Here is a 26,520-nt window from a genome sequence, read left to right as displayed (position 1 = left end):
CCCAAGGTCCCGCTTTAGCCTCGATAGTCTCTTCGGTTATTTCCGAGTTATCGATATTCTCTTCTAATAAACCTTCTTCGGTCTCACACCCAAAAGCAAATAAAACCAGTAACAAAAGATTTAAAAAGTTGATTTGTGTTCTCATAGTATTGAATTTAGTTAAAAAGAATACCACCAAATTAAGAACACAATTACGAATATGTTAATAAACAGAATTAAACAATATTGAATATTCAATTTTAGCAACACTTTTTTATGAATAACAAATGTTCTAAACTGCTTTTACATTAGACTTTATAAGGGATAACAGTAAATGAATAAACGCAAACGTTTTCGTTAAATAATTGATTATATTTTCGTAGAAAAATCAAGAATTAAGAGGATTTTAAGATGATTTAGTGGAATTTTCAGTCTGAATAACATTTTTATACTTGTAAAAAGAAATAAAAAACTATTTATTCATATAGCATGAGAGATAAATCATACAGAATTTTACGAAAATTTTAGTAAGTCTAAGATATCAACTTATGAATTTTATCTGATACGGATCCTCGTTCTGCGATTCTCATAATTCCCAAAACAATCCTTATCTTCCAGCCAGGGTTTGTAATAATAAAYGCTTTATCTGTTACTTTTTGATCTCTATCCGAAATCATAGTATCAAAAGTATCATTCGATGAATTGGCTAAGTCTTTAGCAAATTGCCATGCACCATCTCTAGCCAATTCCATACTAAAGTTTATCAAAAAGTTATCTACGTTACCGAGTCGTTTAAGCATTTTTCTGAATGTTGGCCAAATCTCTGCTAAATCATTTTCTACTTCGGTAACCAAAGAGGCTAATATTTCATTGATTTTATCAAAATCTCCTTTAAGATCATCAATGTTTTTTCCTTGAGAAATTTTGGCAGCAGCAATTCCTAAATCTAAATTTATATGCGCATTTATTCCGACCAATAAGTGCTGAATAACTATAGGCCAATATTTTTCAGAAACATCAAATGCAATTTTCCAAGAATCTGTTACGGGCTTGGATTTTTGGTAAACAGTATAGGCATCAATATATCTTTTAGCAAAAACCACATCTAAGGTTTCCATTCTTTCACCATCTTCAAAAAGATCTTCTTCAATTCCTTCTTTTACTCGTATGGTAACTCGTCTATATAAGGCAGCAAAATATCCTAAAGGATTATTTTCTTCTTTTGATGTCGCGATGATATCATCTAAACTTGTAATAACATCTTCGATGGTTGTGATTGGTTTCAAGGTATTGTTGTTTTATTGCTTCTCTCAAACATAATAACATTTCAATAAATTTAATAATTCAATCGCAATACAATACAATTTTCAGTAAATTTAATAACTAGTTGATTTGCAATGAAAAGGATTATTACCACTATAATCATAGTGCTTATTTATAATGTTATAAAAGCACAAACTAACCCTACTTTTTACGGTTTGAAGTCGCATTATGGTTTTATTATTGCACATTCTCCCGAGTTAAAACCCATCTCACAAACGAACCCATATGGAATACAATTAGAATATAGTTGGTTAAAAACTAGTGACAAAGCATGGAAAACATGTTTCTGTTATGGAAGATCAGGATTTTCTTTTGCTTACTTCAATTATAATAATCCTGATATATTGGGTAGCTCTTATAATCTTATTTATTTCGTAGAACCTTATTTCACTTACAAAGGACCTTTACGATTTTCTTTAAGAGGTTCTGTTGGTGCAACTTATCTGGATACAATTTTTGATGAGGAAACCAACCCAGAGAATGTACTTTTTAGCACTCCTCTAAGCTTCTTTCTCTCCTTATCACTTAATCTTAATTACCATATTAATAATAAATATGCCATTAACTTATCTGCTAATTACAACCATATTTCTAATGGAGGACAAAAGCAACCGAATAAAGGAATGAATTTCCCTACTTTTTCTATTGGTATTGATAGAGTTATTAATAATGTTCCTCTAAAAAGAAAACCTCAATCTTTGCGATCTTATGAAACGTCGTTAGATTATTATTTTGGTTCATTTGCTAGTCTTCGCTCATCAGATAGAGAAGCGGAAGCTTCTAATCATCTTTTGATTGGATTGATGGGAGGAGTTCTAAAGCCTTTATCAGGTATTAATGGACTCAATGCAGGAGTTGAACTTTGGTATGATTTTTCTGATCGCGAAATTGCTAAACAAAGGGGAATTGATGATTCTGCGTTTTCCTCAGCAATCACAGCGGGACATCAGTTTTCAATTGGAAGTTTCTATTTTTTACAGTCTTTTGGCTTTTACCTAACACGACCTAAAAACATACAAGGTAATTGGTTATACCAGCGATACTCCTTTTGGTACAGCATTGGGAAATCAAAACGCTGGACACTAGGAGCATCATTAATTGCTTATGGAAAAGTTGCTGATCATATGGATGGTCGATTAATTTATATCATCAACTAATTCTAATTTTCATTTCTTTAAACAATTTCTTCGAGCATTTTCTTCTTTAAATCTACAATATCTGATAATATCTTGATTTCTTTTTTGACATTTTTTCGGATTACAAGGATCAGAATAATAGCTCCGATAACATAAGAACCATCAATTAAAATCATTTGCCAAGTTTCAAAATACAAACTAAACTCTGGACTAATCATATAAAACCCAATAGTATAAAGTGCAATAATTAGTATCGTTATTGGACCATGTATTTTTCTTCGAAATTTATAAAATGCTATCGTATCCTCTGTAGTTTGTAATGCTTGATCTAACATATTAATTTTCTTAGTTTTAGATACACTTATACATTCTATAATGATTCTCACAAATAACCCTCCAATCATCAACCCAACACCAATTCTACTCAATAACTCTTCTACTGGAGCTACGAAATAGAAAAATGCCGAAATACCTACTAAAACAATTGACAATATGATAATATTCCCATATTGAAAATTTGTACTCCAAGTCTTATTCTTTTGAAAAGTTGATAAAACTTGTTCCATGTCATTTTCTTTTGGATCACTTTCCATTTTACTTTTGTCTTTTTGCCATTGATGCTGCAATGCTTCAAATTCATTCTTCATTGTCTAATATTTTTTTTAATCTTTTTTTTATTCTATGGATCTTTACTCTGACGTTAGTGGATTGTATTCCCATTATTTCAGATATATTGTCATAACTCTGACCATCTAATATCATCATAATTAGTAATCGGTCTAATTCTTCGAGCTTTCCTATTGCTTTATATAAGCTTTGACTTTTTTCAACATCTACTTCATTAGATTCTTCTGTAACAGCATATAACACAGTATCTATTGCTATTTTCTTTGCCTTTTTTTCTTTTCTAATGTGTTGTAAACAAGTATTTACTGTGATTCTATATATCCAAGTTTTGTAAGATGACGTTCCTCTAAAACTTTCTAAGGAATTCCAAATATTTATACATACTTCTTGAGAAAGATCCTTAGCCAAGTCTATATCCCCTTTCATATATCCCAAACACATCTGGAGAATCATAGGATAAGAATCTTTATATATCTCTTCGAAAAGTTGCTGTTTTCTATTCATTACCTAAAAAAGCATTAACCTTTTGATAGAATACTTCTGGCTGATCAAACATAATAAAGTGCTTGCTATCTGCTATCATTTCTATCTTTTTGTTAGATAAAGTGGCATATTGTTTTTTATAATTAGATTCTGCAACTTCAATTGTAGGGAAAGCTGCTCCAATGATCAATGTTTTTGCAGTTACCTTATCCAACACTGTTCGTAGATCTAATTTTAAAAGATCAGTATACCCATATACGTATGTTTTCCTATCTGCTTTTAATATCCAATCTAATAAAACAGCTACTTTATCTTTTTTATTGGTCATATTTTGAGCCATCATAGTAGCGGTTTGCTTAAACTGATCGTCATTCATTGTTAACATTTGATTATTATAAGGACTATCATATTGGATTTGATTTTCTGAAACACCAGGCATCATTAATTCTCTCATACAAGGTATAGAATCCACAATTACTAAACTTTTTATGTTACCAGGAATAGCTGCTGCAATGTCTATAGCTAAATTACCTCCCATACTATGTCCGATAATAGTTACGTTAGTTAGTTTTTTTTCTTGAATATAAGCAACTAACTCTTTTTTAATAGTATCGTACCAGGGCATTTCAATTGGAGCATTTCCGTCAAATCCCGCATAGGATATAAGATGGTGTTCATTTTCTCCTTTTAAATTTGATACTGTTTGATCCCAAACAGATCCAGGATTTGTAAAACCAGGTAAATACAAAACAGGTGTACCTGAACCAGAAACCTTTGCCGTAATTGCCGGAGTCTTAGCAAATGTGATACTAATGAACATACATAGAGCTAAAGTGATTTTAAAATTTCTCATGATATTTTGAATTTAATTTTCTCTTTGATGCAATTCTTTTTCAATTGTTACACCCTATCTAGAAAAAATTATTTTATTACTTATCAAAATAACCGTCAAGCCCTACTATACAAGTATCTCATATCAAATTCAATAGACAAAAATTTTACAATTTTTATAAACTCATCATTTGATCTAAATACATATTTAATTAAATAAAAGGTAGGGTGTCTAGATTTTCGAGCGTTTTATAATAAAAGAAAGGACTATGAGATTTTTACACACGCACTTTAGATTTAGTTTTAAAATCATGATGAGTTTTATCAAAGAATTGCCTTCCTCTTGTGGCTATGCAATAAGAAGATAGCATGTCTTATTTACTATAGAAATAAGGGAAAATTATTGAATTGGAAGAATTACATAATTGTTTGTAAAAGCCTATCTCATGAGATAGGCTTTTTTTTATTCTAGAGGTAACAAATTGGTATCGTTTTTGATTTAAAATAAAAACAAGTATTGTTTATTGTTATGATTCATTTGAAATAACAGTAAAAAAAATTAACTTTAAAGTTATCACGGGAATAACAAGTAATTGAACGCACTAATCATGAAAAAGACTCTAACCTTTGTACTACTCGCTTTTTTATTTTGTTTAAACGGCAAAGCGCAATCTCCTGTAGAAGGAGGATACATAGAACTTACAAAAAAAGAATATGAAGATTTTTTAAATCCTGAAGAAGAGAATGAGCTTAATGGTAAATATTATGTTCGGGAGTTTAAAGATAAAAAGCTTATTGCAATACATAAAATTGAATATCTAAAAGGTAAAAAACATGGAGAGTGGGTTCACTTTTTGGTATTTAGAAAAAAAGGAACTCTGGATCTATCAACGATAGAGAATTATGAAGATAATGAAAGGAATGGTTACTACTATAATTCTGATAATGGTTTCACTTTTACCGAAGAAGGTTATTATGAAAAGGGGCTAAAAGTTGGATTATGGAATGTATCTAAAGGAGGCTCAAATGAAAAGATTAATTATAAAAATGGAAAAAAGCACGGAGATTATTGGAGACAAGACGCTTCAGGAGTGATTGTAAAAGGTGCTTATAAAAAGGGAAAAAAATTAGATAATTGGACTATTGAGGATCTAGCTGGTAATACCAAAACTGTACAAGATCCTAAAATTCCAACCCAGATTCCAAATACTCTCCCGGTAGCTGGCGGATTAAAAACAATTAAAGGAGACGTTAAAAAACCTGATGGATCTGTGGTTCCAATTGCTGTGATAAAATTACAAATATCAGACACTTCTTGTGCTTATGCATTTTCGGATTATGATGGAAAATTTAATCTAGAAATAGACACCAGTAAAATTACTAACGGCAGTTATTTTGAAATCGTAATCGAAGGATTTCCTAAAAAAGTGATCTCCTACTCTGATTTTTCGGATCAAAATACGATTGTTCTCGAAAATGGAAGAGCTAAAGTTAGCTACGAAGAGTATCGTAGTTACTATGAATCTATGAAAGATTGTCAGTAATTAGTCAATATAAATCTTAATTGAGAATTTTACTCATTTTATGTTTTAATAACCGTTTTTCTGGATCTGATTGGGTTAATTTTATAGCTTTTTCATAGTATTCAATTGCTATAGTTGGCTTCATTAAACGTTCGTAAATTTCGCCAAGAATGGAATAATACAGATAGTATTTTTCTAATAGTTTATGATCTTCACCAATAGATTGTATTGTCCCTAAGGCTTTTTCAGCTCCATATAATTCTAAAATCACTAAACATCTATTTAAGGAAACAATAGGATCTTTTTTAATCTTTAACAAGAGATCATAATATTTTAATATTTCCTTCCAATCCGTATTATCGTAACTATCTGCTACGCAATGTTTATAAGCAATTGCTGCTTCTAAATGATAGGTAGATAGAGATTCACCAAAAGCGGATTGATTTAAATATCGACTTCCTTGAGCAATTAACTCTTTGTTCCAACTTGTTCTATCTTGATCCGAAAGTAATATTAATTCTCCCTGATCATTAATTCTACTATCCAATCTTGCCGTATGAAAAAGCATTAAAGCCATAAGTGCATAAACTTCTGGTAGTTGTGTAAGTTCGACATCAAGTAATGATTTACATAACCATAATGCCTGAGAGATGATATCTTTTCTTATTAGCTGATCATTATGAGTAGAATTATACCCTTCATTAAATATTAAATAAATAGTATTCAATACCACTGAAGTTTTGGATGTAATCTCTTCCGGATAAGGAATCTCAGGACGTATCTGATGTTTTCTAAAATATTCCTTTGTACGATATATTCTTTTAGAAATAGTATCCTCAGAAGTAAGAAATGATTTTGCAACTTCTTTTGTGCTAAATCCACAAAGAGATTTTAGTATAAAGGTTATCTGATTTTCAGGAGAAATATCAGGATGGCAGCAAGCGTACATCATCGCTAAGAAATCGTCTTGTATATATTCCTCTTTCCAAAAATTATCCATTGTACTACTTAGGGTATATTCAGAGGTCAATAATTTTCTTTCAGGATCTGAAAAATCAATTGTTTTGCTATGCTTTTTCCTTCTTATAATATCAATCGCTTTGTTACGAGCCGTTCTGTACAGCCAAGCCTTAGGATTATCTGGTATTCCTCTAAATTTCCAGGTCTCTAAAGCGCTCACTAAAGCATCTTGTACTACATCCTCTGCAATTTCAATATTCTCTATACCAAAGATCTTTACTAAAACAGCAACCATCTTTCCAGATTCTTGTCTGAAAAGATGGTTTAAAGTGGAGTGTATGTTATCGTTTGATTCCAAAAAGCAATTATTATCCTACTGGAGCTATTTCGCGAACTTCTACACTACAATCATACTCAAAACTCGGGCAACCTTTTGCAATTTCGGTAGCTTCTTTTAAAGATGATGCTTTGATTAGTAGATATCCACCTACTAATTCTTTTCCTTCTGCAAATGGACGATCTGTAACCGTCTTTCCATTTCCTGTCAACGTATTTCCTTCATTAGCTAAAGGTTGTCCTCCTACTAATTTATCTTCATTAGCTAGTCCGGCCATCCATTCTTGCCAATGCTCCATATGTTTTTGCATATCATTTGCAGAAACAGATTGATATTTGTCCTGGCCTCCTCTTATAAGCATTAAAAACTCCTTCATATGATATCTCTTTTAAGCTTCGTCTGGCCAAACTTCTCTTACTTCTACCGAAGATTCCCATTTCAATCCTGGACATCCTTTTGCCATTTCAGTTGCTTCTTCCATAGATGCTGCCTTCACCACAATGTAACCTCCAACTATTTCTTTGGCTTCTACAAGAAATCGATCCGTTACTTTGTTCCCACCAGGATGAATGATATTCACTGTTGGATATAAACGTTCACCTCCAGCATATTTATCTTGTTCTGAAATTTTCCCGATCCACTCCATCCATTCTCCCATATGGGCATTTTGTTCTTCTTCAGTTTTGGAATCCCAAACGTCGTCTCCACCTTTAAAAAGGAATACAAATTGTTTCATAATTTTATTTATTTATGGTTTATATGGTGCTATGACGAAATGAATGGAAGTATTTGGACATCTTTTTCAAAAAAAATATATTTTTTTTTAGAATTCCTTCCAAACACCGCATAAAACCTTACTTCTTTTTCATCATYATCAACGTAAAGCCTCCTAATAAAACAATCATTATCAACATAATTGCCCAAAGCCAAACTTTATTCTTAAAAAGAGGTTCTACTTTTTCTTCTGGCATTTTTGGAATATCCTTTTCTTCTCCTAATTGCAATCTTTTTATATTATCAGGAATTTTATCTGTTATATATTTCAAATCATATGATGGTCTGTTCATGGTTTTATTACCATATGTAAGATAATATGTTGCAGGAGTAGTAAACCTGGCTATTAATTCGGAACTAGCACCTTTTACCTCTACAGTTGGAATAGTAAGCGACTCATTATCATAATTATCAATGGTTATCCGTATTTTTTTAGCAATAACATTCCTAAAATCAAATTCATTTTCTTCTATAGACGTAATGATTCCTGAAGTCAATCTTTGGTAACGATATTTCCAACCATTTTCTTGTTTCGTACTATCCGCCAAATATGAAATCTGAAAAGGTCGATAATAATCAAATGTATTAGTTGCTTTTAATTTGATCGTACTGATTGGCACTGCTGTGTCCAAAGTCACATCTATTGTAGTTGTCTTATCTACCTTTTGATCACTTTTTTGTAAAGCAACATTGTTATATGTTTTGTAATCGCCAATTGCTACTTCCTTTAGATTTATCTGAGCTCCTTTAACATCCAAGTTTCTATTTCCTTTAATAAATACTCGGTAGTATTGATATTTGGAGTTTGGAAACTTTATAGTCGTAAAATCATAAGAGGTCAATTTATTTTTTATGGATAGTACTCTATAATCATCTACAATAGTATACCAGGTTTTTAAATCTTCACTTCCTTCTAAAGACGCTTTAGTGTCAAAATTATTTTGATTAAAAAACAATTCTATTTCGTTAATCATCTGATCTATTGGAACCTTATATGTAACAAAAGATCCGTTAGTTGATGTGGATTTATTAATTACTTCAAAGTCTATTTGCTTATCCTGTATTTTAGATTCGTTATTCTTTAAAATGTATGGAGCTTCAATGGTATCGTTTGAAGAAGTAATTCCATAAATACGAATATCGGAAAGGCCTGAAGACACATTGGAGTACATTTTATCAGGAATTTGGATGGCATGCCAAGTATCTGATATTCCCTGTACTTCTCTTTTATAACTATAAGCATTCATTTGGGCGAAAATCTGTGCACCGCATGAACATAAGAACCATAGAATTAAGTTAATCTTTAATCTCATCCGTAATAATATGTTTGTATTTATTATATAAGAAAGAAATAATCAATAGCAACAGCCCTAAAGACACAAAAACAATAGTTTTAGAAATAGTATTTAGATGGGCGATATCGTATAAAAACAGTTTAATCAATGTAATTCCAAACAATATAAACGCCATTACACGCATATGCTTTATTTTCTTCCAGAACCCTATTACGATTAAAAGTAATGAATATATACCCCAAAGTATACTTAATCCTAGTTTATCTGAAGAAGTATATCCTGCCATATCTAGCCAATGAATCAATTCACTACTCAGAATCCAAATAATAGCAATCTGCAAAACAATATCAATCAGCATGGTAAAAGATGTTTTCAAAAAACTTTGTCGTACATATTTATAGGAAATCCACAATAAAGCAGCACAGAAGGCCAGCGAAATGTAACGAATACCAATATAAAACCAACTGGCTTCACCAGATTCCAGTAAAGATGGATCTAGATACGTATATCTTAATTCGCTTAGTAAATATAATCCTGTAGTAAGGAACATTAATAGCGCGAATAAATTAAGTGCTATATTGATATATCCAAAAACCATGTTTTTAAACTTTGTAATATTTAAAAACGACAATATAGAAAGGAAAGCAAGTGTATAGTTAACTAACCAAACGCCCATAAAATCAGGTTTCCTATACTCTAAAGACTCATAATAATCTACAATCTCAAGGAAAAATGTCATATATAATACAAACAAAAGCATTGCAGAAATCCATAAGGAGATTAATTGATACCAGGTGTTATACTTCAGCCATGGAAAAGGATGTTTGTCACTTCGATGTAAAAAGAGTATAAACCCAAAAGAAGCTGCACATAATACCGAAGTAAATACTGAAATATTCAAAATTGGCATTGTTGCTAAAGCCTCTAAATTTTCATAATCATAGGAATATTCTGCATAATACATCCACCAATCCTGTAGCAAACTAAAAAAGGTTAATGCAATTACAGGATATGCTAATTTTTCATAAATAGGCACTTTTTTGGTTCTACCAATCCAGAAAAGCAATGCTGCTTCTGCTGCCCAAAGTAAGGTCACCCAATTTCCATCTAATTGTACTGGGAAAGCGATACTGATAAAAACTAATACTAGGCCAGACACAAAGTAAAATAGATTGCGATCAGCTAATTTCAATCTATAAATAACAACGCTTACTATAAAGTGAATGATAGCATTTCCTAACGTAAACAATCCTAAAAACTCCTTACCTACACTATGATCGCTTAATATAGAAAAACCTATGCCGTAAAAAATAAAGGCATTCGCCAATTGAAGTAATACATCACTGGTGCTAAACTTTTCTTTTTTATTCAATTTATACAAAAGGAATATAAAATAGAATATTACGAAAAATAGGAATAAAAAGAGGCTTGACAATCCAAAATGAACATCTACATCATAATCAATCATATACCAGCTAAAGTAAATGAGCCATGTAAGCAAGAAGGAAGAATAATAAAGTGATTTCCAATACTTTTTAATTGAAAGCATCAAAATCCCAGAGTTAATAATAGCTACATAACTAAAAAGAACTGCTACTCTTCCTGAGCCATCGCTAAGTAAAAAAGGAACCGCATAAGCTCCTACCAATCCTATATGTGCAATTACCTGTCGATTATACTGGATCGCAGCGAATACTGTAAAAACGGTAAACAACACCATTAATGCAAATGCAAATAGCTGTGGAATAAGATCATATAAACTGTATGCTAAAAAAGTAATAAAATACAATATGGTCATGGCACCACTTACCAAAACAGCGCTAAAATTCTCATACTTTTTCTTTAACTTCATTCCTACCGCTATCAAAGCAATACCAGTACAGTATCCCAGTATTATTCTCGTTAGCGGACTAATCAGATCATTCTCAATTGAGTATTTAGCTCCAATAGCAACACCAATAATCAGAATTATAACTCCAATTTTATTAATTAGATTTTCACCAATAAATTTTTCCCAATTAGATTTTCCTTTAGGTTTTGTTATTTTCTTTGATTCATTATCCAAGGTCGTAGTGGTAGCCTTGGTTGGTTTTTCTATTTCTTTAGCTACAGGAATATTTTGAGGTTTTGTTTCTGACAGAGTCGGACTACTTATATCTGCTCTTTCTGGTATAACTTTCTGTTCTTGTGTAGCTTTATCATTTGCATTTTTAAGATCAAGAATTTCTTGTTTCAGATTTAATATTTCCCTTCGAAAGGTCTCTTGTTTTCTAGAAAGAATTGCTAATTTTTGAAGAAGTTCATTAATGTACTTTTGATTATCAGCCATAGTTGTTTAGATATAAAATGAATATCAGATCATGGTATTCACTATAGAAATATAGGTAAAAAAAAGAGGAATCTTAAAAACAGGAACTGTCTTTCACTCCTTTCTAATCAAAAATATATTAAAATACGATACTGTTATTCCCTGAAAAAAGGGAATTTTAAAAGTGGTTTATAGCGTAAGAAATTATTTAAAAACCTGTAGTAAATAGATTTCTAGCTCCTTTAATTCCGCATTTCTGATACTTGTTATAGGATTGAGCAGCTCGTTCATCTATTTGGCGTCCTGATTCATTCCGGATCCATCCATCAATTGCAGCTTTTAAGGTGTAAGCTTCAGGAGCCATTAAATGAGTAGTCCATAAAATTGGATTTGCTTTGGCTTTTTGAATTTCAGGAGAAAAAAAACTTTTGCTATAACAAGCCAAGATAATAACATCTTTTACTTTGTTCACCGATTCACGGTACTCTATTGTTACATCAAAATCCATTAAACCATCATGCCCAACATATGCCAATAAATCAGAATCCCCTCCAAAATGTAAGGTAGTATCATTTTCTTGAATAGGAATTGATATTGGAAACTGACCATTAGAGGATTTTAGAAAATCTTCAATACTGGTTTTTATTTTTGCACCATCATATGCATCTGCTAATAGGTATACATCTTTGGTAGTATGCTTAAACAATAATCGTTCTAAAATATTTGTGTTTTTTGATGGAATACTTTTTACAAGCTTCCAATCTTTTGCTTTTACTTTAAAAAAAGTCTTAACACCATATCCCGCTCCCCAATATAAATTGTTTTTAGGATCTTGTCCATTACCAATTCTTTCTGGAACTGGTACAATTCCTTGATTTACATTATCACATAAGGCTACAAACACATGAATCGTTTTAGTTTGACCAAAAGTGATTATAGACAGTAATAAGAATATTATTGCACTTATCGTTTTCATTCTTTGATACTTAAAATTAGTGCGATATTCTTTTTCTCTATATCTGTCAACTTATCAGATGCATTTCCATCTGTAGGTATATACCATGATTTAGATTCAAAATAATCTTGCCACTTTTTCTTAGTGAACATGTACCCATGAGAGGCAAAAATCTCATTTTTAATAATCGCCAATTCTTCCTCTGTTTTAAAATCAAGCTCTTCTTTTGTAAAAACACGATGAGAAAATATGTAGTTTTCGCGTTCTACAGCTTTACGATCAGAATATGATTTTGAAAAATCTCCATTCTTTTTTATAGGTTGAAATTCTAGCCATTCTTTTAATCCGATCTGACTACCATCTCCGATACAATCTAATTTCTCTCTTCTTTCCTTAAAAACCAATAGATCATCAGAAACAAAAACAGAAGTTCTAGAATCATTAAAAGAGCAATCTGAAATAGCTCTTTCATAAGAAATAGTTGCAATACGTTCTCCAGCTTTGGTGAATGAGGTCAAAGAAGATTGTTCGCAATTAGTACCTATATTACATTTCAAAATAGTAGACACAATAATATACGAACGGGTTCTGACTACTACTTTTCCGGTCAATAAGTTACTTGCTCTTTCCGTAGGTTTGAAATCAAAATATTCCAAAGCAAGATCATTAGGAATTGTTTTTTTTGATTCTGTAAAAATTTCTAACAACTGTTTAAATTGATTTTCTTGTCCACTTACGGCAATAGAAAAGAACAAACCGAATACTACGATATACTTGATCATTGACTAACTTATATATTATGTGTAGATTGAAGTTCTTTGGATTGGGAGTATCACAAATCTAAAAAAAGATTGTTGAAAATTCTATCATTTTTTTGATTTAGAAATTAAATTTATCTCTTTCAAATTTCTAAAAAAATAAGCACGCCTGAAAGCGTGCTTAAAAAACTATTTTAATTTTATATTTTATAGAAGTCGTTAATGGTAAACTTATAGTTTAGGACATCTTTTACAATTAGTTTTCCCCTTCTTCTTATATTTCTTACAACATTTTTTCTTTTTACCACCACAACTTACTTCGCAATTCATTGCCGCACATGGTGAGTATAGAGATGGAGTTCCTGAACTTTGCACTATTTTTTAATTTTTATTGAATCTAAATAAATTGCAAAAATATAAAAAAAAGGCTCTTACAAAAAGAATCCTCAGTTTTTGTTTATTAAGTTATTAACAATCAGCAGTATTACTCTTCTGGTGCATTACCTATCTGAAAAGAATTAATATCTCGATCAAACAAATAATGTCCTGATTTATCATCTCCAATAATCTTCAATTTATCCAGTAATGTTCGCGCTACAGCCTCTTCTTCCAACTGCTCTGCTACATACCATTGCATGAAGTTATGTACATTATAATCTTTATGTTCTAAGCACTGAAAAATTACATTATTGATTTGCGCCGTTACGAACTCTTCGCTTTCAAGGAAAATTTCAAACAATTCTCTTAAGGTTTTAAAATCATCTCTAGGCTTTTCAATAGCAGGAATTACAGCTTTTCCACTTCTTTCGTTAATGAATTTTACCAATTTTGTCATATGCACACGTTCTTCTTCCGACTGCGTGTAAAAAAAATCGGCTATACCACTATAACCATTTACATCAGCCCAACATGCCATAGACAGATATTGCGCAGAAGCAGTTGCCTCATATCGTACTTGATCATTTAATGATTTCTCTATTTCTGGTATCATAACTTTTATTTCTGAAATTTAATAGATTTAAGAACCCGTCTTATCGTTTTTGAGAATACAAAACCTTAGAAGAGTACTTCCTTTTTAATTTAAACATTAAAATTACATAATTTAAATGCCTTTTCAAGAGTTTTTCTGGATCGTTTTCTTCTTTGATTTTAAAATAAACATCCTATACTCTGGTATATTTAGAAATCACATTGGAAAGATCTGGATATTCATTGATTAAGATACTTCTCTCTGCTAATTCAAAATCTTCAAAGTCGAAACCCGGAGCAACTGTACACCCCACAAAAGAATAGGCATTTTCTTCCTTAACACTTGAAGCAAACCAGCAGTTGGCAGGAACTACAAGCTGCGGAACCTCACCTTCATCAAGATTCATTCCTACTGTATTTCTAGTATATTTTCCTTCAGCATCTATGATATGTACGTATAAGGAACTACCTCCATAAAAATGCCACATTTCATCTTGCTTGATACGATGAAAAGCCGAAAAATTATCCGAAGTCAGTAAAAAGTAAATACCGGTACAGTAATTACGTGCTCCTGAGAATTTCTCTTTCAAAGTATCTTTGGGTATTTCTCCTTTACTTCGATACGTTTCTTTATAAAAACCTCCTTCTGGATGTGGTTGCATATCCAGTTTAGTCACTATTTTTTTAATATCATTATTCATACTCCTCTTTTTAAAGTAAAAAAGAAGCGATCCAGTGGTTTGGATCGCTTCTTTTATTGTAAAACTATTAATTAGATATTTATGCTAATACTGCCTGAACCTTATCAGCTGCTTCCTGGAATAATACAGCACTTTGTACATCCAATCCACTATTATCTATTAATTCTTTTGCGATATCTGCGTTTGTACCTTGTAAACGTACAATAATTGGAACATTGATAGCATCTCCCATATTTTTATAGGCATCTACAACTCCTTGTGCTACTCGATCACAACGAACGATTCCTCCAAAAATATTGATCAATATTGCTTTTACGTTAGGATCTTTAAGAATAATTCTAAAAGCTTCTTCTACACGTTTAGCATCTGCTGTACCTCCTACATCTAAGAAGTTAGCAGGTTCTCCACCAGCTTGCTTGATTAAATCCATAGTAGCCATTGCAAGTCCAGCTCCATTTACCATACAACCTACATTACCATCTAGATCTACATAGTTCAGACCTACTTCATTTGCTTCTACTTCTATAGGATTTTCTTCACGGATATCTCTCATATCCACATAGTTCTTATGACGATATAAAGCATTATCATCGATTGTTACTTTCGCATCGACAGCCATAATTTTATCATCACTAGTTTTTAAAACAGGATTGATTTCAAATAATGACGAATCCGATTTTACATAAGCTGTATATAAAGCCATTACAAATTTTGTCATTTCTTTAAACGCAGCACCGCTTAAACCTAAGTTAAAAGCTACGCGTCTTGCTTGAAATGGCATTAATCCTACTGCAGGATCAATTTCTTCAGTAAAAATTAAATGTGGTGTTTCTTCTGCTACTGTTTCGATATCCATTCCACCTTCTGTAGAATACATAATCATATTTCTTCCAGTAGTACGATTCAATAATACCGACATATAAAACTCATCAGGCTCACTATCTCCTGGATAATATACATCCTCAGCGATTAATACTTGATGCACTTTCTTTCCTTCAGCAGAAGTTTGCGGTGTAATCAAATTCATACCGATGATCTGACCTGCTATCTCTTCAACTTCCTGAAGATTTTTAGCAAGTTTTACTCCTCCACCTTTTCCTCTACCTCCAGCATGTACCTGAGCTTTGATTACGTGCCAACCAGTACCTGTTTCAGCAGTTAATTGTTTAGCAGCAGCTACTGCTTCTTTAGCATTTTGTGCAACAATACCACGCTGGATGCGCACTCCAAAGCTACTTAATATCTCTTTACCCTGATATTCGTGTAAGTTCATAGTCTTATTTTTTACCTTTTCTATAGGAGTCCCAAAAATAGGAAAAGTGAAGTTACTGTGCCAATCTTTTATGGTAAAAATAGTTATACAGAAATACCTATTATGTTATCGAAAAAAATAACCAGAAAAATTGTTTGAAAATGAATTTAGTATTCTTTATAATTTAAAATCATCAAAATCCAACGGATCGAAATTTCTAAAATGACCATTCATTTTAATAACTTCTTTAGCTCTATTCATTTCTCGTACTACGGGAATTGTAACTTTAAGATGACCAATTAAATAATTCAGTCGTTCAATTTCACTTCTGAGTTTAAGTAAATGGTATTCTTGATGTAATGCTAGACCTACTTTATGAGCTACTTGATAACTTACAAAAGGAATATCAAAAATAGGTGGTTTTTCTATGGTTAACTCTATATATAAAATGGCAATGTTTTTTAGTAATTCTTCCTGTAGTTCTTCTATTCCATTTTCATTATCCTCTAAATATTCTACTTCTCCTCCAGCATATAGTTTATCTGGTAGTTGCGGATAAAAACTTTTAATACGAAAAACTCTTGTACCAATGCAAACCACATCACTGGCTCCGTTTGGATATCTTTTTTCTACTTTTTGTAAAGTAACTTCTGTGCCATATTCCAGTTTTTTATCTATAAACGTCGGCACACCAAAGGCAATACCTTCTTCTTCACAATCGGCTATCAATTGTTGATAGCGTTGCTCAAAAATATGAAGTGGTAATCGCTCTCCAGGATATACTACTAATTGCAAAGGAAAGAGTGCTAACATTTTTTCTTTTAAAAATACTAAATAAACAACTAGCTTGTGTATGATATCTGTTCAAAAATTGAAAATTCGTTATTTAATGTCATTTTTTTTTAGGTTTAGATAATTTTATACTAATTACGCGCCGCTTAGAGATAATCTCTAGTAAAAATGGTAATTTCGTAAGCCTAATTAAAGTAAAATGGAAAACACAAATTTATTAGCAATCGCAGAAGAGTTTGGGAGTCCAGTATATGTATATGACTCCAAAAAAATTGTTTCACAGTATGAGCGTCTTACTAATGCTTTTAAACAGGTAAAACATTTAAAACTTAATTATGCTGTAAAGGCGTTATCAAACATTGCGATTTTAAAGTTAATGAATTCGTTAGGAGCTGGATTGGATACTGTATCCATTCAGGAAGTTAAACTTGGTATTGCTGCAGGAGTAGCTCCATCTAATATTATATTTACTCCTAATGGAGTTTCTCTAGAAGAAATTGAACAAGTTTCTTCAATGGGAGTTCAGATTAATATTGATAATCTATCTATTTTAGAACAATTTGGGACTAAACATCCTAATGTGCCAGTTTGTATCCGAATTAATCCGCATGTAATGGCTGGAGGAAACAGCAAAATTTCTGTTGGTCATATTGATAGCAAGTTTGGAATTTCAATACACCAGATTCCACATATATTAAGAATTGTTGAAAATACAGGCATGAATATTAACGGTATCCATATGCATACTGGAAGTGACATTTTAGATGTCGATGTTTTCCTTTATGCAAGTGAGATTCTGTTTGAAACTGCCAAAAATTTTAAAAACCTTGATTTTATTGATTTTGGAAGTGGTTTTAAAGTTCCGTATAAAGAAGGGGATATCGAAACAAACATAGAAGAGTTTGGTAAGAAACTCACTAAGCGTTTTAATTCTTTTTGTAAAGAATATGGAAAAGAATTGATACTAGGTTTTGAGCCAGGTAAGTTTTTAGTAAGTGAAGCTGGATATTTTCTTGCGAAAGTAAATGTGGTAAAGCAAACTACTTCTACAGTTTTCGCTGGTATTGATAGTGGTTTTAATCACCTGATTCGCCCTATGTTCTACAATTCACATCATGAAATTATTAATGTTTCTAATCCTAAAGGTAGAGAACGTTTTTACTCTGTTGTAGGTTATATATGTGAAACAGATACTTTTGCTACAAATCGTAGAATATCTGAAATTACTGAAGGTGATGTGGTGGCTTTTAAAAATGCAGGTGCTTACTGTTTTTCAATGGCTAGTAATTATAACTCAAGGTTTAGACCTGCTGAGATTCTTTGGCATAATAACAAAGCACACTTGATCCGTAAACGTGAGACTTTTGAAGATTTAACTAAAAATCAGGTAGATGTAGATATTTTTGAAACAGTGACAGAAGCTGCTTCATAAGTTTTGAAAATGTCTTTCCTATAAATTAGAAAAGGAGCATCATTTTGGATGCTCCTTTTTTATTTTTAATACTATACTAAAATTGAAAATATTTTGATTATGATTAATGTAAATCCCCTAGTAAAAATAAATGTACTTTATAAAGCAAGGAAAAATAAATTATAAGAATACAGGATTACATTTTTCTTATATTTCTAACCAAATATTCTAATCCGTTTAATTTAAGCTCATAAACTGTTTGCATTTGAGCCCCTAATGTTCCTTTAGGAAATCCTTTATTATGATACCAAACAATATAATGCTCTGGTAAATCAATAAGATATCTATCCTTATACTTACCAAAAGGCATTTTGGTATTTGCAAGTTTTATTAAAAAGTCTCTTTGGGTTTGGGAATCCATTAAGAAGTCAAAATTTCGAATTTATTTTGCGTAGGCTCTATAATACCACATTAGGTTTTTCACCTTCTTTTCCCACTTTTTTTGATTAGATCTATTTCTAGAATGTTCTGTTTCTATATCGTAAAGCTCTTGCATATTAACTCTCATTCGCTCTACTCTCTTGTACATTTTATTTAAATCTTTACGAACATCCTTACCAGGCTTATATTCCTTCAGTTTCTTTCGCATTATTCTAGCATGTAATTCAGAAATATCAAAGTGTAGTTGTTCGTGTGCTAATAAATATTTAGTCAACTGACCTCTTTTTACCCAAGATAACGAGGGATAACAGAAGCTATCTACTTCATATTTTAGTTCAATATTCCCATAATCCTTACTTATAGACCATTGATAAGTTATTCCGGTATTTACACTAGCATCAAAACTGCTATCCATTTTAGGTTCTGCCCTAAAATCTGACCATTCTAACTTACTTTTCTCAGCATAAGAAAAACGCTCTACATATCCATGACTAGCAAAAAATATAACTAAGAGAATAGTAAAAAATTTACCCATAATTGCAATAATTATGCCCGGCTAAAGTTGTTATTTTTCCGAATAAATATCTAAACAATCAATACGGGGCTAAGTATTGAAAATTTATATTTATACAGATCTTTATTTGTTTTCGGATACAAAATTCATATCCATCCCAATTGAAACAATTTTCTAAATTTAGACAAACTGTAATTTATAAAACTGTTCTAAACAATCATATCAATTTCCGTACCACGACTTCTATTAACCGTAAGTTTAGACCAAAGTTTGTCATAGCATTGTTATTAATATATATACAACACTATAAACTAGCATCTAAAAATAAAAAAAATGATTTTAAAAACCGCTGTAAATTTGATTATTGATGAAATAATTTTTATTCTATCACCGTTAACTTTAATTCATCATCAAATTTAATAATGTAAGAAGCCTTGTTATAGTAACCTCCTAGCAGTTTTTTTGCATAGTTAAATTTATTTTCAACATACTCTGTCGTACCTTCAAACGTTGCTGAATGATATAAATCATCAGCAGATCCCAATCGCATCAAAATATCATATGTAATATCGAAACCTCTCACAGTATATTTACTAGGAATAGTTCCATATTCTTTTTTATATCTTGCTACAAAAGGAGTCATTGTTTCTTCATCATAATTATCAAACTCTTTATCTATTGAAGGGTAATGCAGATGCAGATTTGATAAATATTCGTTTTTTACACTATCATCATCAAATGCTTTTTCCTTATTTGTGGTAAACAATGTAATTTGATGACTTTCTACTTTTGCATTTAACAATGTTGTTACATTACTTATCATCGCCACATCATCAGATTCTAGAAAAACCCAATTTGGTTTATTCTTAGCTAGTACCTTTTTAAGGTGCACTTCATATACATAATTACCTTCTTCTATCCTTGATATTTTAGCATCTGGAAACTTAGCTAATAATTTTTCCTTTATTTCCTTATGCTTTGGTTTCATTTCCTCACCTTTCTTCTTTCCTTGCTGCACGATAATCACAATATTCTTATCTGTAGAATCTTGAGCCACATAATTTATCAATTTATCCTGAAGCATCTCATCAGTCGGAATTGTTTGAAAGAAATTACTATATAATTTTGATTCTCTATTAGAAATTGGAGAAAAAACCGGTGTTTCGTACTTTTTAAGTTCAGCTGCTACCGCTTCAACATTGGTTTGATACAATGGTCCAATAACTACATCTAATTCATCAAAATTATTTTGTTCAATTAAACGCTTAATATGAGCAGTATTCCTATTCCTTTGTGTATCATATACTGTCATATCAATACTAAGCCCTCTAGTCTTTGCAGAATCTACAGCCATTTGTACTCCTTTATAGAAATCTAAAGCTACTCTGGTACCGCGTGCTTTTCTAGTTTTTAAAAACTCTTCAGTTTGTTGACGAGCTTCCAGATCCAGCGTATCCAACCCGAAAGGCAACATCACTGCTACCTTTTTTGTTTTAAAATTAGACAACATATTCTCTAACGGAACTATTTTTTTCTCGGGAAAATCAATAGCTAGCGAATCTATTGGTCCTTTTTTAGGTAAGGTAAGTACCATTCCAGCTTTCAACCCATCTCTTAAATATGGATTCATTTTAAACAAAGAATCCGAAGAAATTTCTGTTCTTTTTAAAATACTATAGATAGTTTCTTTTGGTTGCACTTCATACAATTCGAATTCTGGATCAATCATTTCTTCCAACGGTACAAATATGGTTGTAGGAACGATAATTTCCATTCCTATAGGAAAATTAGGATCCATTTCTGGATTTAATTGATTCAATTCTCCCACAGTAATCCCATGTCTTCTTGCAATACTATATCTAGTATCTTTAGGCTTTACTGTATATTTTGTCGTAGTGGACACTCTAGAACTTAGACTATCCTTAGGTACTTTTGTTTCCTCAACTACTTTCTCTGCATAAATAGGAATTCTGATCTTATCTCTTTTTCGTATTTGCTCAGAATATAATCTCTTATTATGCTTTTTGATATCATCAACGGTTATGTCATACTTCTGCGCTATTCCATACAACGTTTCTTTACGTCTCACTTTGTGTGTTTTAAACCTAACTATCTGTCTTATCTCTTCTAGTGGTTTAATGCTATCCAAAACAGGATCACTAACATTCTCAGTAGACGTATTGGTTTCTTCTTGTTTCTTTAAAGCTGAAACCCGAAGAATCTGCCCTAAGTTAATACCATTTACAGCATCGGGATTCAGATTATATATTGCTTCAGGCGTAGTATCGTATTTTTTAGCTAGACTATAAACAGTATCCCCTTCTTCGACTGTATGAATATTATATTCTTGATCATCGGTGACAGGAATTGCTAAAATCTGACCTTCCTTAATACCTTCTTTGGCTGTGGGGTTTATCTTGTAAATTGCTTCAGGAGTTGTATTATATCTTTTAGCAATTCTATATACATTTTCTCCCTGAACGACTTTATGACTTTTATATTGCTGGGAAAAACCCAAATTGGCAATAAAAATCATAAAAAAGAACAACAATACTTTTTTCATTCGATATATTTTTAATGAACCTGAACTTTAAAGAGTAATCATATACTACTCCCACTCTATAGTTGCAGGTGGCTTTGAGCTAATATCATATACTACTCTATTAACGCCTTTTACTTTATTTATTATTTCGTTAGAGGTTTTTTGCAAAAACTCATATGGTAAATTTACCCAATCGGCTGTCATACCATCTGTACTTTCTACAGCTCTTAAAGCAACACATTTTTCATAAGTTCTCTCATCACCCATTACCCCAACACTCTGTACTGGTAATAAGATAGCTCCTGCTTGCCAGACTTTGTTATAAAGTCCATTTTCTTTTAATCCGTTGATAAAAATGGCATCTACCTCCTGCAAAATACTAACTTTTTCCGAAGTAATGTCTCCTAATATTCTAATTGCTAATCCTGGACCAGGGAATGGATGTCTTCCAAGCAGTTCTGGATCAATACCCATCGATCCTCCAACTCTTCTTACTTCGTCTTTAAATAACATTTTTAGAGGTTCCACAACTTTTAACTTCATAAAATCAGGTAATCCACCAACATTATGATGAGATTTTATAGTAGCTGATGGCCCTCCATTTACAGATACTGATTCTATTACATCTGGATAAATAGTTCCTTGTGCCAGCCATTTTGCATCTTCTATCTGATTTGCTTCATCATCAAATACTTCTATAAATACTCTACCTATTATTTTACGTTTTCCTTCTGGATCACTTTCTCCGGCTAAGGCTTCCAAAAAGCGTGCCGAAGCATCTACACCTTTTACGTTAAGCCCCATTCCTTCGTATTGTTGTAATACAGAAGTAAATTCATTTTTACGAAGCAAACCATTATTTACAAAAATACAATGAAGGTTACTACCAATGGCTTTATGAAGTAAAACAGCAGCAACTGTGGAATCAACACCTCCACTTAATCCCAATACTACTTTATCTTTCCCTAATTTCTCCTTAAGTTCAGCTACTGTAGTATCAACAAAAGAATTTGGAGTCCAATCCGGTTGAATTTTTGCAATGCCAATTAAAAAATTATCTAATAATTGTTTGCCATCTGTAGAGTGATAAACTTCTGGATGGAATTGGATTGCATATGTTTCTTCATTTTCAATTTTATAAGCTGCATTCTCCACATCTCCTGTACTAGCTAATAAAACTGCGCCTGTTGGTAACGATTTAATGGTATCACTATGACTCATCCATACTTGCGAACCTAACGAAATCCCTTCAAAAAAACCTTCTCCATCTTTTATAAAGGATAAATTTGCTCTTCCATATTCTCTAGTGTTAGAAGGGGCAACTTCTCCTCCGCTAAAATGTGCCAAATACTGTGCTCCATAGCATACAGCTAACAATGGCTTTTTACCTCTTATTTCTGATAAATCAGGATGTGGTGCATCTTCTCCTCTTACTGAAAAAGGTGAACCTGAAAGGATTACTGCTTTAAAATCTGATAAATTATCTGGTAATTTGTTATATGGATGGATTTCACAATAAATATTTAATTCTCTTACTCTTCTTGCTATTAGTTGAGTATACTGTGATCCAAAATCTAAAATGAGTACGTTATTTTGCATAGGCAAAAATAAAATTAAATTACAACCTCCGAAATCCTAATGGATATAATTTTTAACTTGAAAGGTTATTTTATAAACACCTTGTTAATTGTTAAAAAAAACAATAACATAGTTAGTATATTTATAGAAAAACTATGAAATCTTCAATTTTATATCGTATTTCTTATTGTTTTGTTTTAACTACACTCTTCTCCTGTAAAAGCGGTCTTGACACAAGGGGCAATGCAAACTATATTAGTAGTATCGATTCTGAATCGTTTAAGGCAATTCCTTTAAAAGCAGGAAATCGCACAAGTATCCTAAAAGTAAATGACAAAGAATCTGAATGGAAGTATGATTTAACAATTCCAGAAATTCAAGAAGGTAAAAAAGTACCTTTGTTTATTATTCTACATGGAGGAGTTGGTAGTAAAAACTATATTAAATTCAATAATTGTTTGGTAACTCCTGGTTTGCAGGATATAGGAGGTTTTATATTTAGCCCTTCTGGAGCTTGGCGCACATGGACATTAGATCATTTAGAGAAACGAATTCTGGATTTTGTTGATTTAGCTAAAGAAAATTGGCCTATTGATCCAAACAAAATAGTATTAGTAGGATACAGTAATGGTGCGATTGCTGGTTGGAAATATGCCAAAGATTATAAAGACGTGTTTTCTGCAATGATTTTAATGGGATCAAATTGTAAAGTAGATGAAAAATTAGAAGTTCCTATCTACGTAATTCAAGGAACAAAAGATAAATTTTTTCCTATTAAGAAAGCTCGAAAAAGAATAGCCAAAGCTAAAAAGCTTGGTTGCGATATTACCTTTATTGAAGCTGAAGGAAAAACACATCTAAAAGCATGTGAGTATACGGACATTCTTAAAACAAGCATTCCGTGGTTACAAAATCAAGTTTGGAACTCCAAATAATAATAGACGGCCGTTTTATTAAAAAAACCTATAGAATCATGAATTTTGAACCATTTCAGACTACGAACAACTTAGTTCTTTTTTACAAATTTAAAGTTACTAGATTGACTTCCGGATTTTATATTTCCAATGTATAAGCCGTTAGACAAATTTTCAATATTGATATCTGTGTAAGCAACTTCTGCAGGAATTTCACTTTTAAAAACTAGTTTTCCATTCAGATCATAAATCATCAAGGATTTAGATTTAATGATATCAGATGTAGAAAACCTCATAATATCACTGACAGGATTAGGTGTGATTTGGAAAGGTATTTCCTGTGATGGCCCTCCAACGCTCAATGTATTACCAATTACATACTTGATACCTTCTTCTACATGTTTAATAAAATTATCGTCATTTGTATAATCACTGGAATTATGTCCTAAAGCAGTATAAAACGATCTTCCCCCACCATATTCTTTATACCAAGAAATAGGTCTTGCTTCATCATAATCATTGGACCCAGTAGATTCGACCATTAAAAGATCAATATTACCACTAAATAATTGTCCCCCATTATTTCTCCAGTAATAATATTCCTCAGATTTATTCCAAGTAGTTCCTAAAAAATCTACCGAAGGATGAGAATTTACAACTGTCATATCGGCATTAAAATTATTACTGGTATGATTTGGTCCAGATTGAACAATTCCTCCGACAAGTTCATTATAAAATGGCCAACTACCATCTCTATATGTATCTGTAGCGGCATGAATACCTAAAAAACCACCTCCTGAAGCTATAAAATTTTCAAAAGCTTCTCGTTGAGAAGCATTCAATAAATTATTACCACTAGTATTACACCAAATAACCGCAGCATATTGAGACAAATTAGCATCCGTAAAAGCATTTGCATTATCAGTATCATCTGTGGTCCACAAACCATTATCATTTCCTAGATCTCGAATCATTGTAATTCCGGCACCAATTGAAGGATGGGTAAAGCCATTAGTTTTGGTAAACACTAATACCTTTTCTTGAGCAAAAAGGTTTATACTTAATGACAACAATAAGGCTGTTAAAAGAGTATGTAATTTCATGACGATTGGCGTTTGTTATCATAACGTTATTATCTAATTAAAATTATATAGATCAAACATTCAGGAGAAACGTATATATTAAAACAAAGAAGTATTTAGCTTTTTGATACCATCCATTAGCCCTATTGTTTCTGATATCCCATATTCTAACTTTCTTCATTAGAAAAAATAACATAGATATGGACGGTAAAAACTATTTTTGTCTACGATTTAGCATTAAAGACATCATGAAAACAACACCAGAAATTACCATCAATCCTTGTAATAAAGAAAATATAAAAACCATAGTTGATGGACTTAATTTATATAACCTTAGCAAAGTTGCTGCGCTTTCTGAGATGTGGACTCCTTTAGAGTTTGTAGCTACAAATTCAGACGGAGAAGAAATAGGTGGAATTTTAGGAGGTATTGGATATTGGAACGGATTAGAAATTAAAATACTATGGGTAAAGGAATCTCATAGAAAAAAAGGTGTAGGATCAAAATTAATAAAGCATGTAGAGCATATCGCTAAATCAAAAGGAGTTAAAACAGCTATGCTAGACACCTTTGACTTTCAGGCGGAAGGTTTCTACCTAAAAAATGGGTATCAACCAATAGGAGAAATTAATAACTTTCCCGAAGGACACAGAAGAATATATTTCTCAAAAGAGCTAAGTTCTTAGATCAAAGTTTTTAATCTGCGTAATTTTCTAAAACAAAATCTCCCCAATTGGCTATTGATTGAATTAGTGGTGTTAAAGTTTTACCAAAATCTGTTAAAGAATATTCTACCTTTAATGGAGGCTTAGAAGTATATACTTTTCTATTAATTAAACCATCTTCTTCCAATGCTTTTAACTGAAGACTTAAAGTACGTTCAGTAACTGTTGGCATCTCCTTTCGTAACTCACTATATCTAAGCGTACCCTCGAGTAGATGAAACAATATTACTGTTTTCCACTTACCACCAATAATACCCATAGTTAGACTAGCGCAACAAGGGTATTCTTTTCCTTTAAATTTTAACATTCT

At 31.7% G+C, this 26,520-nt stretch carries 26 protein-coding genes; 5 read left to right on the top strand and 21 right to left on the bottom strand.

The window, feature by feature from the left end:
• Nucleotides 1-512 precede the first annotated feature (512 nt).
• Entirely contained in the window at nucleotides 513-1,265 is a 753-nt protein-coding gene (locus GBO31_RS19160) for a DUF5995 family protein (protein ID WP_219010080.1), read from the bottom strand.
• A 111-nt stretch (nucleotides 1,266-1,376) separates the two neighbouring features.
• On the opposite strand from GBO31_RS19160, the gene GBO31_RS19155 reads away from it, so the two are divergent.
• Nucleotides 1,377-2,459, top strand: a complete 1,083-nt coding sequence (locus GBO31_RS19155; RefSeq protein WP_219010079.1) for an acyloxyacyl hydrolase — start codon at nucleotides 1,377-1,379, stop codon at nucleotides 2,457-2,459.
• 17 nt (nucleotides 2,460-2,476) lie between these two features.
• Here the strand turns inward: GBO31_RS19155 and GBO31_RS19150 are convergent, their stop codons facing one another.
• Genes GBO31_RS19150 through GBO31_RS19140 form a run of 3 tightly spaced genes read right to left on the bottom strand, consistent with a single transcriptional unit; the run spans nucleotide 2,477 to nucleotide 4,401 of the window.
• Nucleotides 2,477-3,085: a hypothetical protein gene (locus GBO31_RS19150; RefSeq protein WP_219010078.1), complete on the bottom strand. Its 609-nt coding sequence runs from the start codon at nucleotides 3,083-3,085 to the stop codon at nucleotides 2,477-2,479.
• Nucleotides 3,075-3,569, bottom strand: coding sequence for an RNA polymerase sigma factor (locus GBO31_RS19145; RefSeq protein ID WP_219010077.1), 495 nt, complete (start codon nucleotides 3,567-3,569; stop codon nucleotides 3,075-3,077). The genes GBO31_RS19150 and GBO31_RS19145 overlap by 11 nt, the downstream gene beginning before the upstream one ends.
• Complete coding sequence (locus tag GBO31_RS19140; protein ID WP_219010076.1) at nucleotides 3,562-4,401, bottom strand: alpha/beta fold hydrolase; 840 nt, start codon at nucleotides 4,399-4,401, stop codon at nucleotides 3,562-3,564. Before GBO31_RS19140 ends, GBO31_RS19145 begins: the two co-directional genes overlap by 8 nt.
• Nucleotides 4,402-4,987: 586 nt before the next feature.
• On the opposite strand from GBO31_RS19140, the gene GBO31_RS19135 reads away from it, so the two are divergent.
• Entirely contained in the window at nucleotides 4,988-5,923 is a 936-nt protein-coding gene (locus tag GBO31_RS19135) for a hypothetical protein (RefSeq protein ID WP_219010075.1), read from the top strand.
• Between the two features lie 16 nt (nucleotides 5,924-5,939).
• Here GBO31_RS19135 and GBO31_RS19130 read toward each other — a convergent pair whose 3' ends face one another.
• The 11 genes from GBO31_RS19130 to GBO31_RS19080 form a co-directional block, all read right to left on the bottom strand.
• Nucleotides 5,940-7,220 carry an RNA polymerase sigma factor gene (locus GBO31_RS19130; RefSeq protein ID WP_219010074.1) on the bottom strand — a complete coding sequence of 427 codons (1,281 nt, stop codon included), beginning with the start codon at nucleotides 7,218-7,220 and terminating at the stop codon, nucleotides 5,940-5,942.
• Between the two features lie 10 nt (nucleotides 7,221-7,230).
• Nucleotides 7,231-7,575, bottom strand: coding sequence for a YciI family protein (locus tag GBO31_RS19125; RefSeq protein ID WP_219010073.1), 345 nt, complete (start codon nucleotides 7,573-7,575; stop codon nucleotides 7,231-7,233).
• 12 nt (nucleotides 7,576-7,587) lie between these two features.
• Complete coding sequence (locus GBO31_RS19120; RefSeq protein WP_219010072.1) at nucleotides 7,588-7,935, bottom strand: YciI family protein; 348 nt, start codon at nucleotides 7,933-7,935, stop codon at nucleotides 7,588-7,590.
• A gap of 118 nt (nucleotides 7,936-8,053) precedes the next feature.
• Nucleotides 8,054-9,286 carry a DUF3999 family protein gene (locus tag GBO31_RS19115; protein WP_219010071.1) on the bottom strand — a complete coding sequence of 411 codons (1,233 nt, stop codon included), beginning with the start codon at nucleotides 9,284-9,286 and terminating at the stop codon, nucleotides 8,054-8,056.
• On the bottom strand, nucleotides 9,270-11,597 hold the full coding sequence (locus GBO31_RS19110) for a DUF2339 domain-containing protein (protein ID WP_219010070.1): 2,328 nt from the start codon (nucleotides 11,595-11,597) through the stop codon (nucleotides 9,270-9,272). The genes GBO31_RS19115 and GBO31_RS19110 overlap by 17 nt, the downstream gene beginning before the upstream one ends.
• Before the next feature lie 187 nt (nucleotides 11,598-11,784).
• The gene (locus GBO31_RS19105) at nucleotides 11,785-12,552 is read right to left on the bottom strand and encodes a hypothetical protein (RefSeq protein ID WP_219010069.1); all 768 of its coding nucleotides are present in this window, start codon (nucleotides 12,550-12,552) and stop codon (nucleotides 11,785-11,787) included.
• Nucleotides 12,549-13,313, bottom strand: a complete 765-nt coding sequence (locus tag GBO31_RS19100) for a YARHG domain-containing protein (protein ID WP_219010068.1) — start codon at nucleotides 13,311-13,313, stop codon at nucleotides 12,549-12,551. The genes GBO31_RS19105 and GBO31_RS19100 overlap by 4 nt, the downstream gene beginning before the upstream one ends.
• A 460-nt stretch (nucleotides 13,314-13,773) precedes the next feature.
• Nucleotides 13,774-14,280 (bottom strand): ferritin, encoded by a 507-nt coding sequence (locus GBO31_RS19095; RefSeq protein ID WP_219010067.1) that lies wholly within the window; start codon nucleotides 14,278-14,280, stop codon nucleotides 13,774-13,776.
• A gap of 172 nt (nucleotides 14,281-14,452) precedes the next feature.
• The gene (locus GBO31_RS19090; RefSeq protein WP_219010066.1) at nucleotides 14,453-14,959 is read right to left on the bottom strand and encodes a cupin domain-containing protein; all 507 of its coding nucleotides are present in this window, start codon (nucleotides 14,957-14,959) and stop codon (nucleotides 14,453-14,455) included.
• A gap of 79 nt (nucleotides 14,960-15,038) precedes the next feature.
• Complete coding sequence (sucC, locus tag GBO31_RS19085) at nucleotides 15,039-16,232, bottom strand: ADP-forming succinate--CoA ligase subunit beta (protein WP_219010065.1); 1,194 nt, start codon at nucleotides 16,230-16,232, stop codon at nucleotides 15,039-15,041.
• Between the two features lie 156 nt (nucleotides 16,233-16,388).
• Nucleotides 16,389-17,024: an LON peptidase substrate-binding domain-containing protein gene (locus GBO31_RS19080; RefSeq protein ID WP_219010064.1), complete on the bottom strand. Its 636-nt coding sequence runs from the start codon at nucleotides 17,022-17,024 to the stop codon at nucleotides 16,389-16,391.
• 178 nt (nucleotides 17,025-17,202) lie between these two features.
• Between GBO31_RS19080 and lysA the strand changes: the two genes are divergently transcribed.
• Nucleotides 17,203-18,435, top strand: coding sequence for a diaminopimelate decarboxylase (gene lysA, locus GBO31_RS19075; protein WP_219010063.1), 1,233 nt, complete (start codon nucleotides 17,203-17,205; stop codon nucleotides 18,433-18,435).
• Between the two features lie 175 nt (nucleotides 18,436-18,610).
• Here lysA and GBO31_RS19070 read toward each other — a convergent pair whose 3' ends face one another.
• From GBO31_RS19070 to guaA, 4 genes are all read right to left on the bottom strand, one after another.
• A complete protein-coding gene (locus GBO31_RS19070; protein ID WP_219010062.1) occupies nucleotides 18,611-18,835 on the bottom strand; it encodes a DUF3820 family protein in 225 nt (74 codons plus the stop codon).
• Between the two features lie 21 nt (nucleotides 18,836-18,856).
• Complete coding sequence (locus GBO31_RS19065) at nucleotides 18,857-19,390, bottom strand: DUF922 domain-containing Zn-dependent protease (RefSeq protein WP_219010061.1); 534 nt, start codon at nucleotides 19,388-19,390, stop codon at nucleotides 18,857-18,859.
• A gap of 358 nt (nucleotides 19,391-19,748) precedes the next feature.
• A complete protein-coding gene (locus GBO31_RS19060) occupies nucleotides 19,749-21,932 on the bottom strand; it encodes an amino acid ABC transporter substrate-binding protein (protein ID WP_219010060.1) in 2,184 nt (727 codons plus the stop codon).
• A gap of 45 nt (nucleotides 21,933-21,977) precedes the next feature.
• Nucleotides 21,978-23,510, bottom strand: coding sequence for a glutamine-hydrolyzing GMP synthase (gene guaA, locus GBO31_RS19055; protein WP_219010059.1), 1,533 nt, complete (start codon nucleotides 23,508-23,510; stop codon nucleotides 21,978-21,980).
• Nucleotides 23,511-23,644: 134 nt separating this feature from the next.
• On the opposite strand from guaA, the gene GBO31_RS19050 reads away from it, so the two are divergent.
• On the top strand, nucleotides 23,645-24,424 hold the full coding sequence (locus GBO31_RS19050) for a dienelactone hydrolase family protein (RefSeq protein WP_219010058.1): 780 nt from the start codon (nucleotides 23,645-23,647) through the stop codon (nucleotides 24,422-24,424).
• Between the two features lie 71 nt (nucleotides 24,425-24,495).
• On the opposite strand, the gene GBO31_RS19045 is transcribed toward GBO31_RS19050, so the two are convergent.
• Complete coding sequence (locus GBO31_RS19045; protein ID WP_219010057.1) at nucleotides 24,496-25,506, bottom strand: ThuA domain-containing protein; 1,011 nt, start codon at nucleotides 25,504-25,506, stop codon at nucleotides 24,496-24,498.
• A 179-nt stretch (nucleotides 25,507-25,685) separates the two neighbouring features.
• Here GBO31_RS19045 and GBO31_RS19040 point away from each other — a divergent pair, with 179 nt between their 5' ends.
• Complete coding sequence (locus GBO31_RS19040) at nucleotides 25,686-26,171, top strand: GNAT family N-acetyltransferase (protein WP_246615920.1); 486 nt, start codon at nucleotides 25,686-25,688, stop codon at nucleotides 26,169-26,171.
• Nucleotides 26,172-26,181: 10 nt separating this feature from the next.
• Here the strand turns inward: GBO31_RS19040 and GBO31_RS19035 are convergent, their stop codons facing one another.
• Nucleotides 26,182-26,517, bottom strand: coding sequence for a winged helix-turn-helix transcriptional regulator (locus GBO31_RS19035; protein ID WP_219010081.1), 336 nt, complete (start codon nucleotides 26,515-26,517; stop codon nucleotides 26,182-26,184).
• Nucleotides 26,518-26,520: the final 3 nt, after the last annotated feature.

This window comes from Aquimarina litoralis, assembly GCF_019295435.1.
GTDB classification, from domain to species: domain Bacteria; phylum Bacteroidota; class Bacteroidia; order Flavobacteriales; family Flavobacteriaceae; genus Aquimarina; species Aquimarina litoralis_A.
The sequence above is the reverse complement of the archived record's forward strand: the minus strand, read 5'-3'. Positions and strand labels throughout refer to the sequence as shown.

Coding starts and splice junctions, on each gene's coding strand:
- GBO31_RS19155 (WP_219010079.1), top strand. CDS start 1,377: ATGAAAAGGATTATTACCACTATAATCATAGTGCTTATTTATAATGTT.
- GBO31_RS19150 (WP_219010078.1), bottom strand. CDS start 3,085: ATGAAGAATGAATTTGAAGCATTGCAGCATCAATGGCAAAAAGACAAA.
- GBO31_RS19145 (WP_219010077.1), bottom strand. CDS start 3,569: ATGAATAGAAAACAGCAACTTTTCGAAGAGATATATAAAGATTCTTAT.
- GBO31_RS19140 (WP_219010076.1), bottom strand. CDS start 4,401: ATGAGAAATTTTAAAATCACTTTAGCTCTATGTATGTTCATTAGTATC.
- GBO31_RS19135 (WP_219010075.1), top strand. CDS start 4,988: ATGAAAAAGACTCTAACCTTTGTACTACTCGCTTTTTTATTTTGTTTA.
- GBO31_RS19125 (WP_219010073.1), bottom strand. CDS start 7,575: ATGAAGGAGTTTTTAATGCTTATAAGAGGAGGCCAGGACAAATATCAA.
- GBO31_RS19120 (WP_219010072.1), bottom strand. CDS start 7,935: ATGAAACAATTTGTATTCCTTTTTAAAGGTGGAGACGACGTTTGGGAT.
- GBO31_RS19110 (WP_219010070.1), bottom strand. CDS start 11,597: ATGGCTGATAATCAAAAGTACATTAATGAACTTCTTCAAAAATTAGCA.
- GBO31_RS19105 (WP_219010069.1), bottom strand. CDS start 12,552: ATGAAAACGATAAGTGCAATAATATTCTTATTACTGTCTATAATCACT.
- GBO31_RS19100 (WP_219010068.1), bottom strand. CDS start 13,313: ATGATCAAGTATATCGTAGTATTCGGTTTGTTCTTTTCTATTGCCGTA.
- GBO31_RS19095 (WP_219010067.1), bottom strand. CDS start 14,280: ATGATACCAGAAATAGAGAAATCATTAAATGATCAAGTACGATATGAG.
- GBO31_RS19090 (WP_219010066.1), bottom strand. CDS start 14,959: ATGAATAATGATATTAAAAAAATAGTGACTAAACTGGATATGCAACCA.
- sucC (WP_219010065.1), bottom strand. CDS start 16,232: ATGAACTTACACGAATATCAGGGTAAAGAGATATTAAGTAGCTTTGGA.
- GBO31_RS19080 (WP_219010064.1), bottom strand. CDS start 17,024: ATGTTAGCACTCTTTCCTTTGCAATTAGTAGTATATCCTGGAGAGCGA.
- lysA (WP_219010063.1), top strand. CDS start 17,203: ATGGAAAACACAAATTTATTAGCAATCGCAGAAGAGTTTGGGAGTCCA.
- GBO31_RS19070 (WP_219010062.1), bottom strand. CDS start 18,835: ATGGATTCCCAAACCCAAAGAGACTTTTTAATAAAACTTGCAAATACC.
- GBO31_RS19065 (WP_219010061.1), bottom strand. CDS start 19,390: ATGGGTAAATTTTTTACTATTCTCTTAGTTATATTTTTTGCTAGTCAT.
- GBO31_RS19060 (WP_219010060.1), bottom strand. CDS start 21,932: ATGAAAAAAGTATTGTTGTTCTTTTTTATGATTTTTATTGCCAATTTG.
- guaA (WP_219010059.1), bottom strand. CDS start 23,510: ATGCAAAATAACGTACTCATTTTAGATTTTGGATCACAGTATACTCAA.
- GBO31_RS19050 (WP_219010058.1), top strand. CDS start 23,645: ATGAAATCTTCAATTTTATATCGTATTTCTTATTGTTTTGTTTTAACT.
- GBO31_RS19045 (WP_219010057.1), bottom strand. CDS start 25,506: ATGAAATTACATACTCTTTTAACAGCCTTATTGTTGTCATTAAGTATA.
- GBO31_RS19040 (WP_246615920.1), top strand. CDS start 25,686: ATGGACGGTAAAAACTATTTTTGTCTACGATTTAGCATTAAAGACATC.
- GBO31_RS19035 (WP_219010081.1), bottom strand. CDS start 26,517: ATGTTAAAATTTAAAGGAAAAGAATACCCTTGTTGCGCTAGTCTAACT.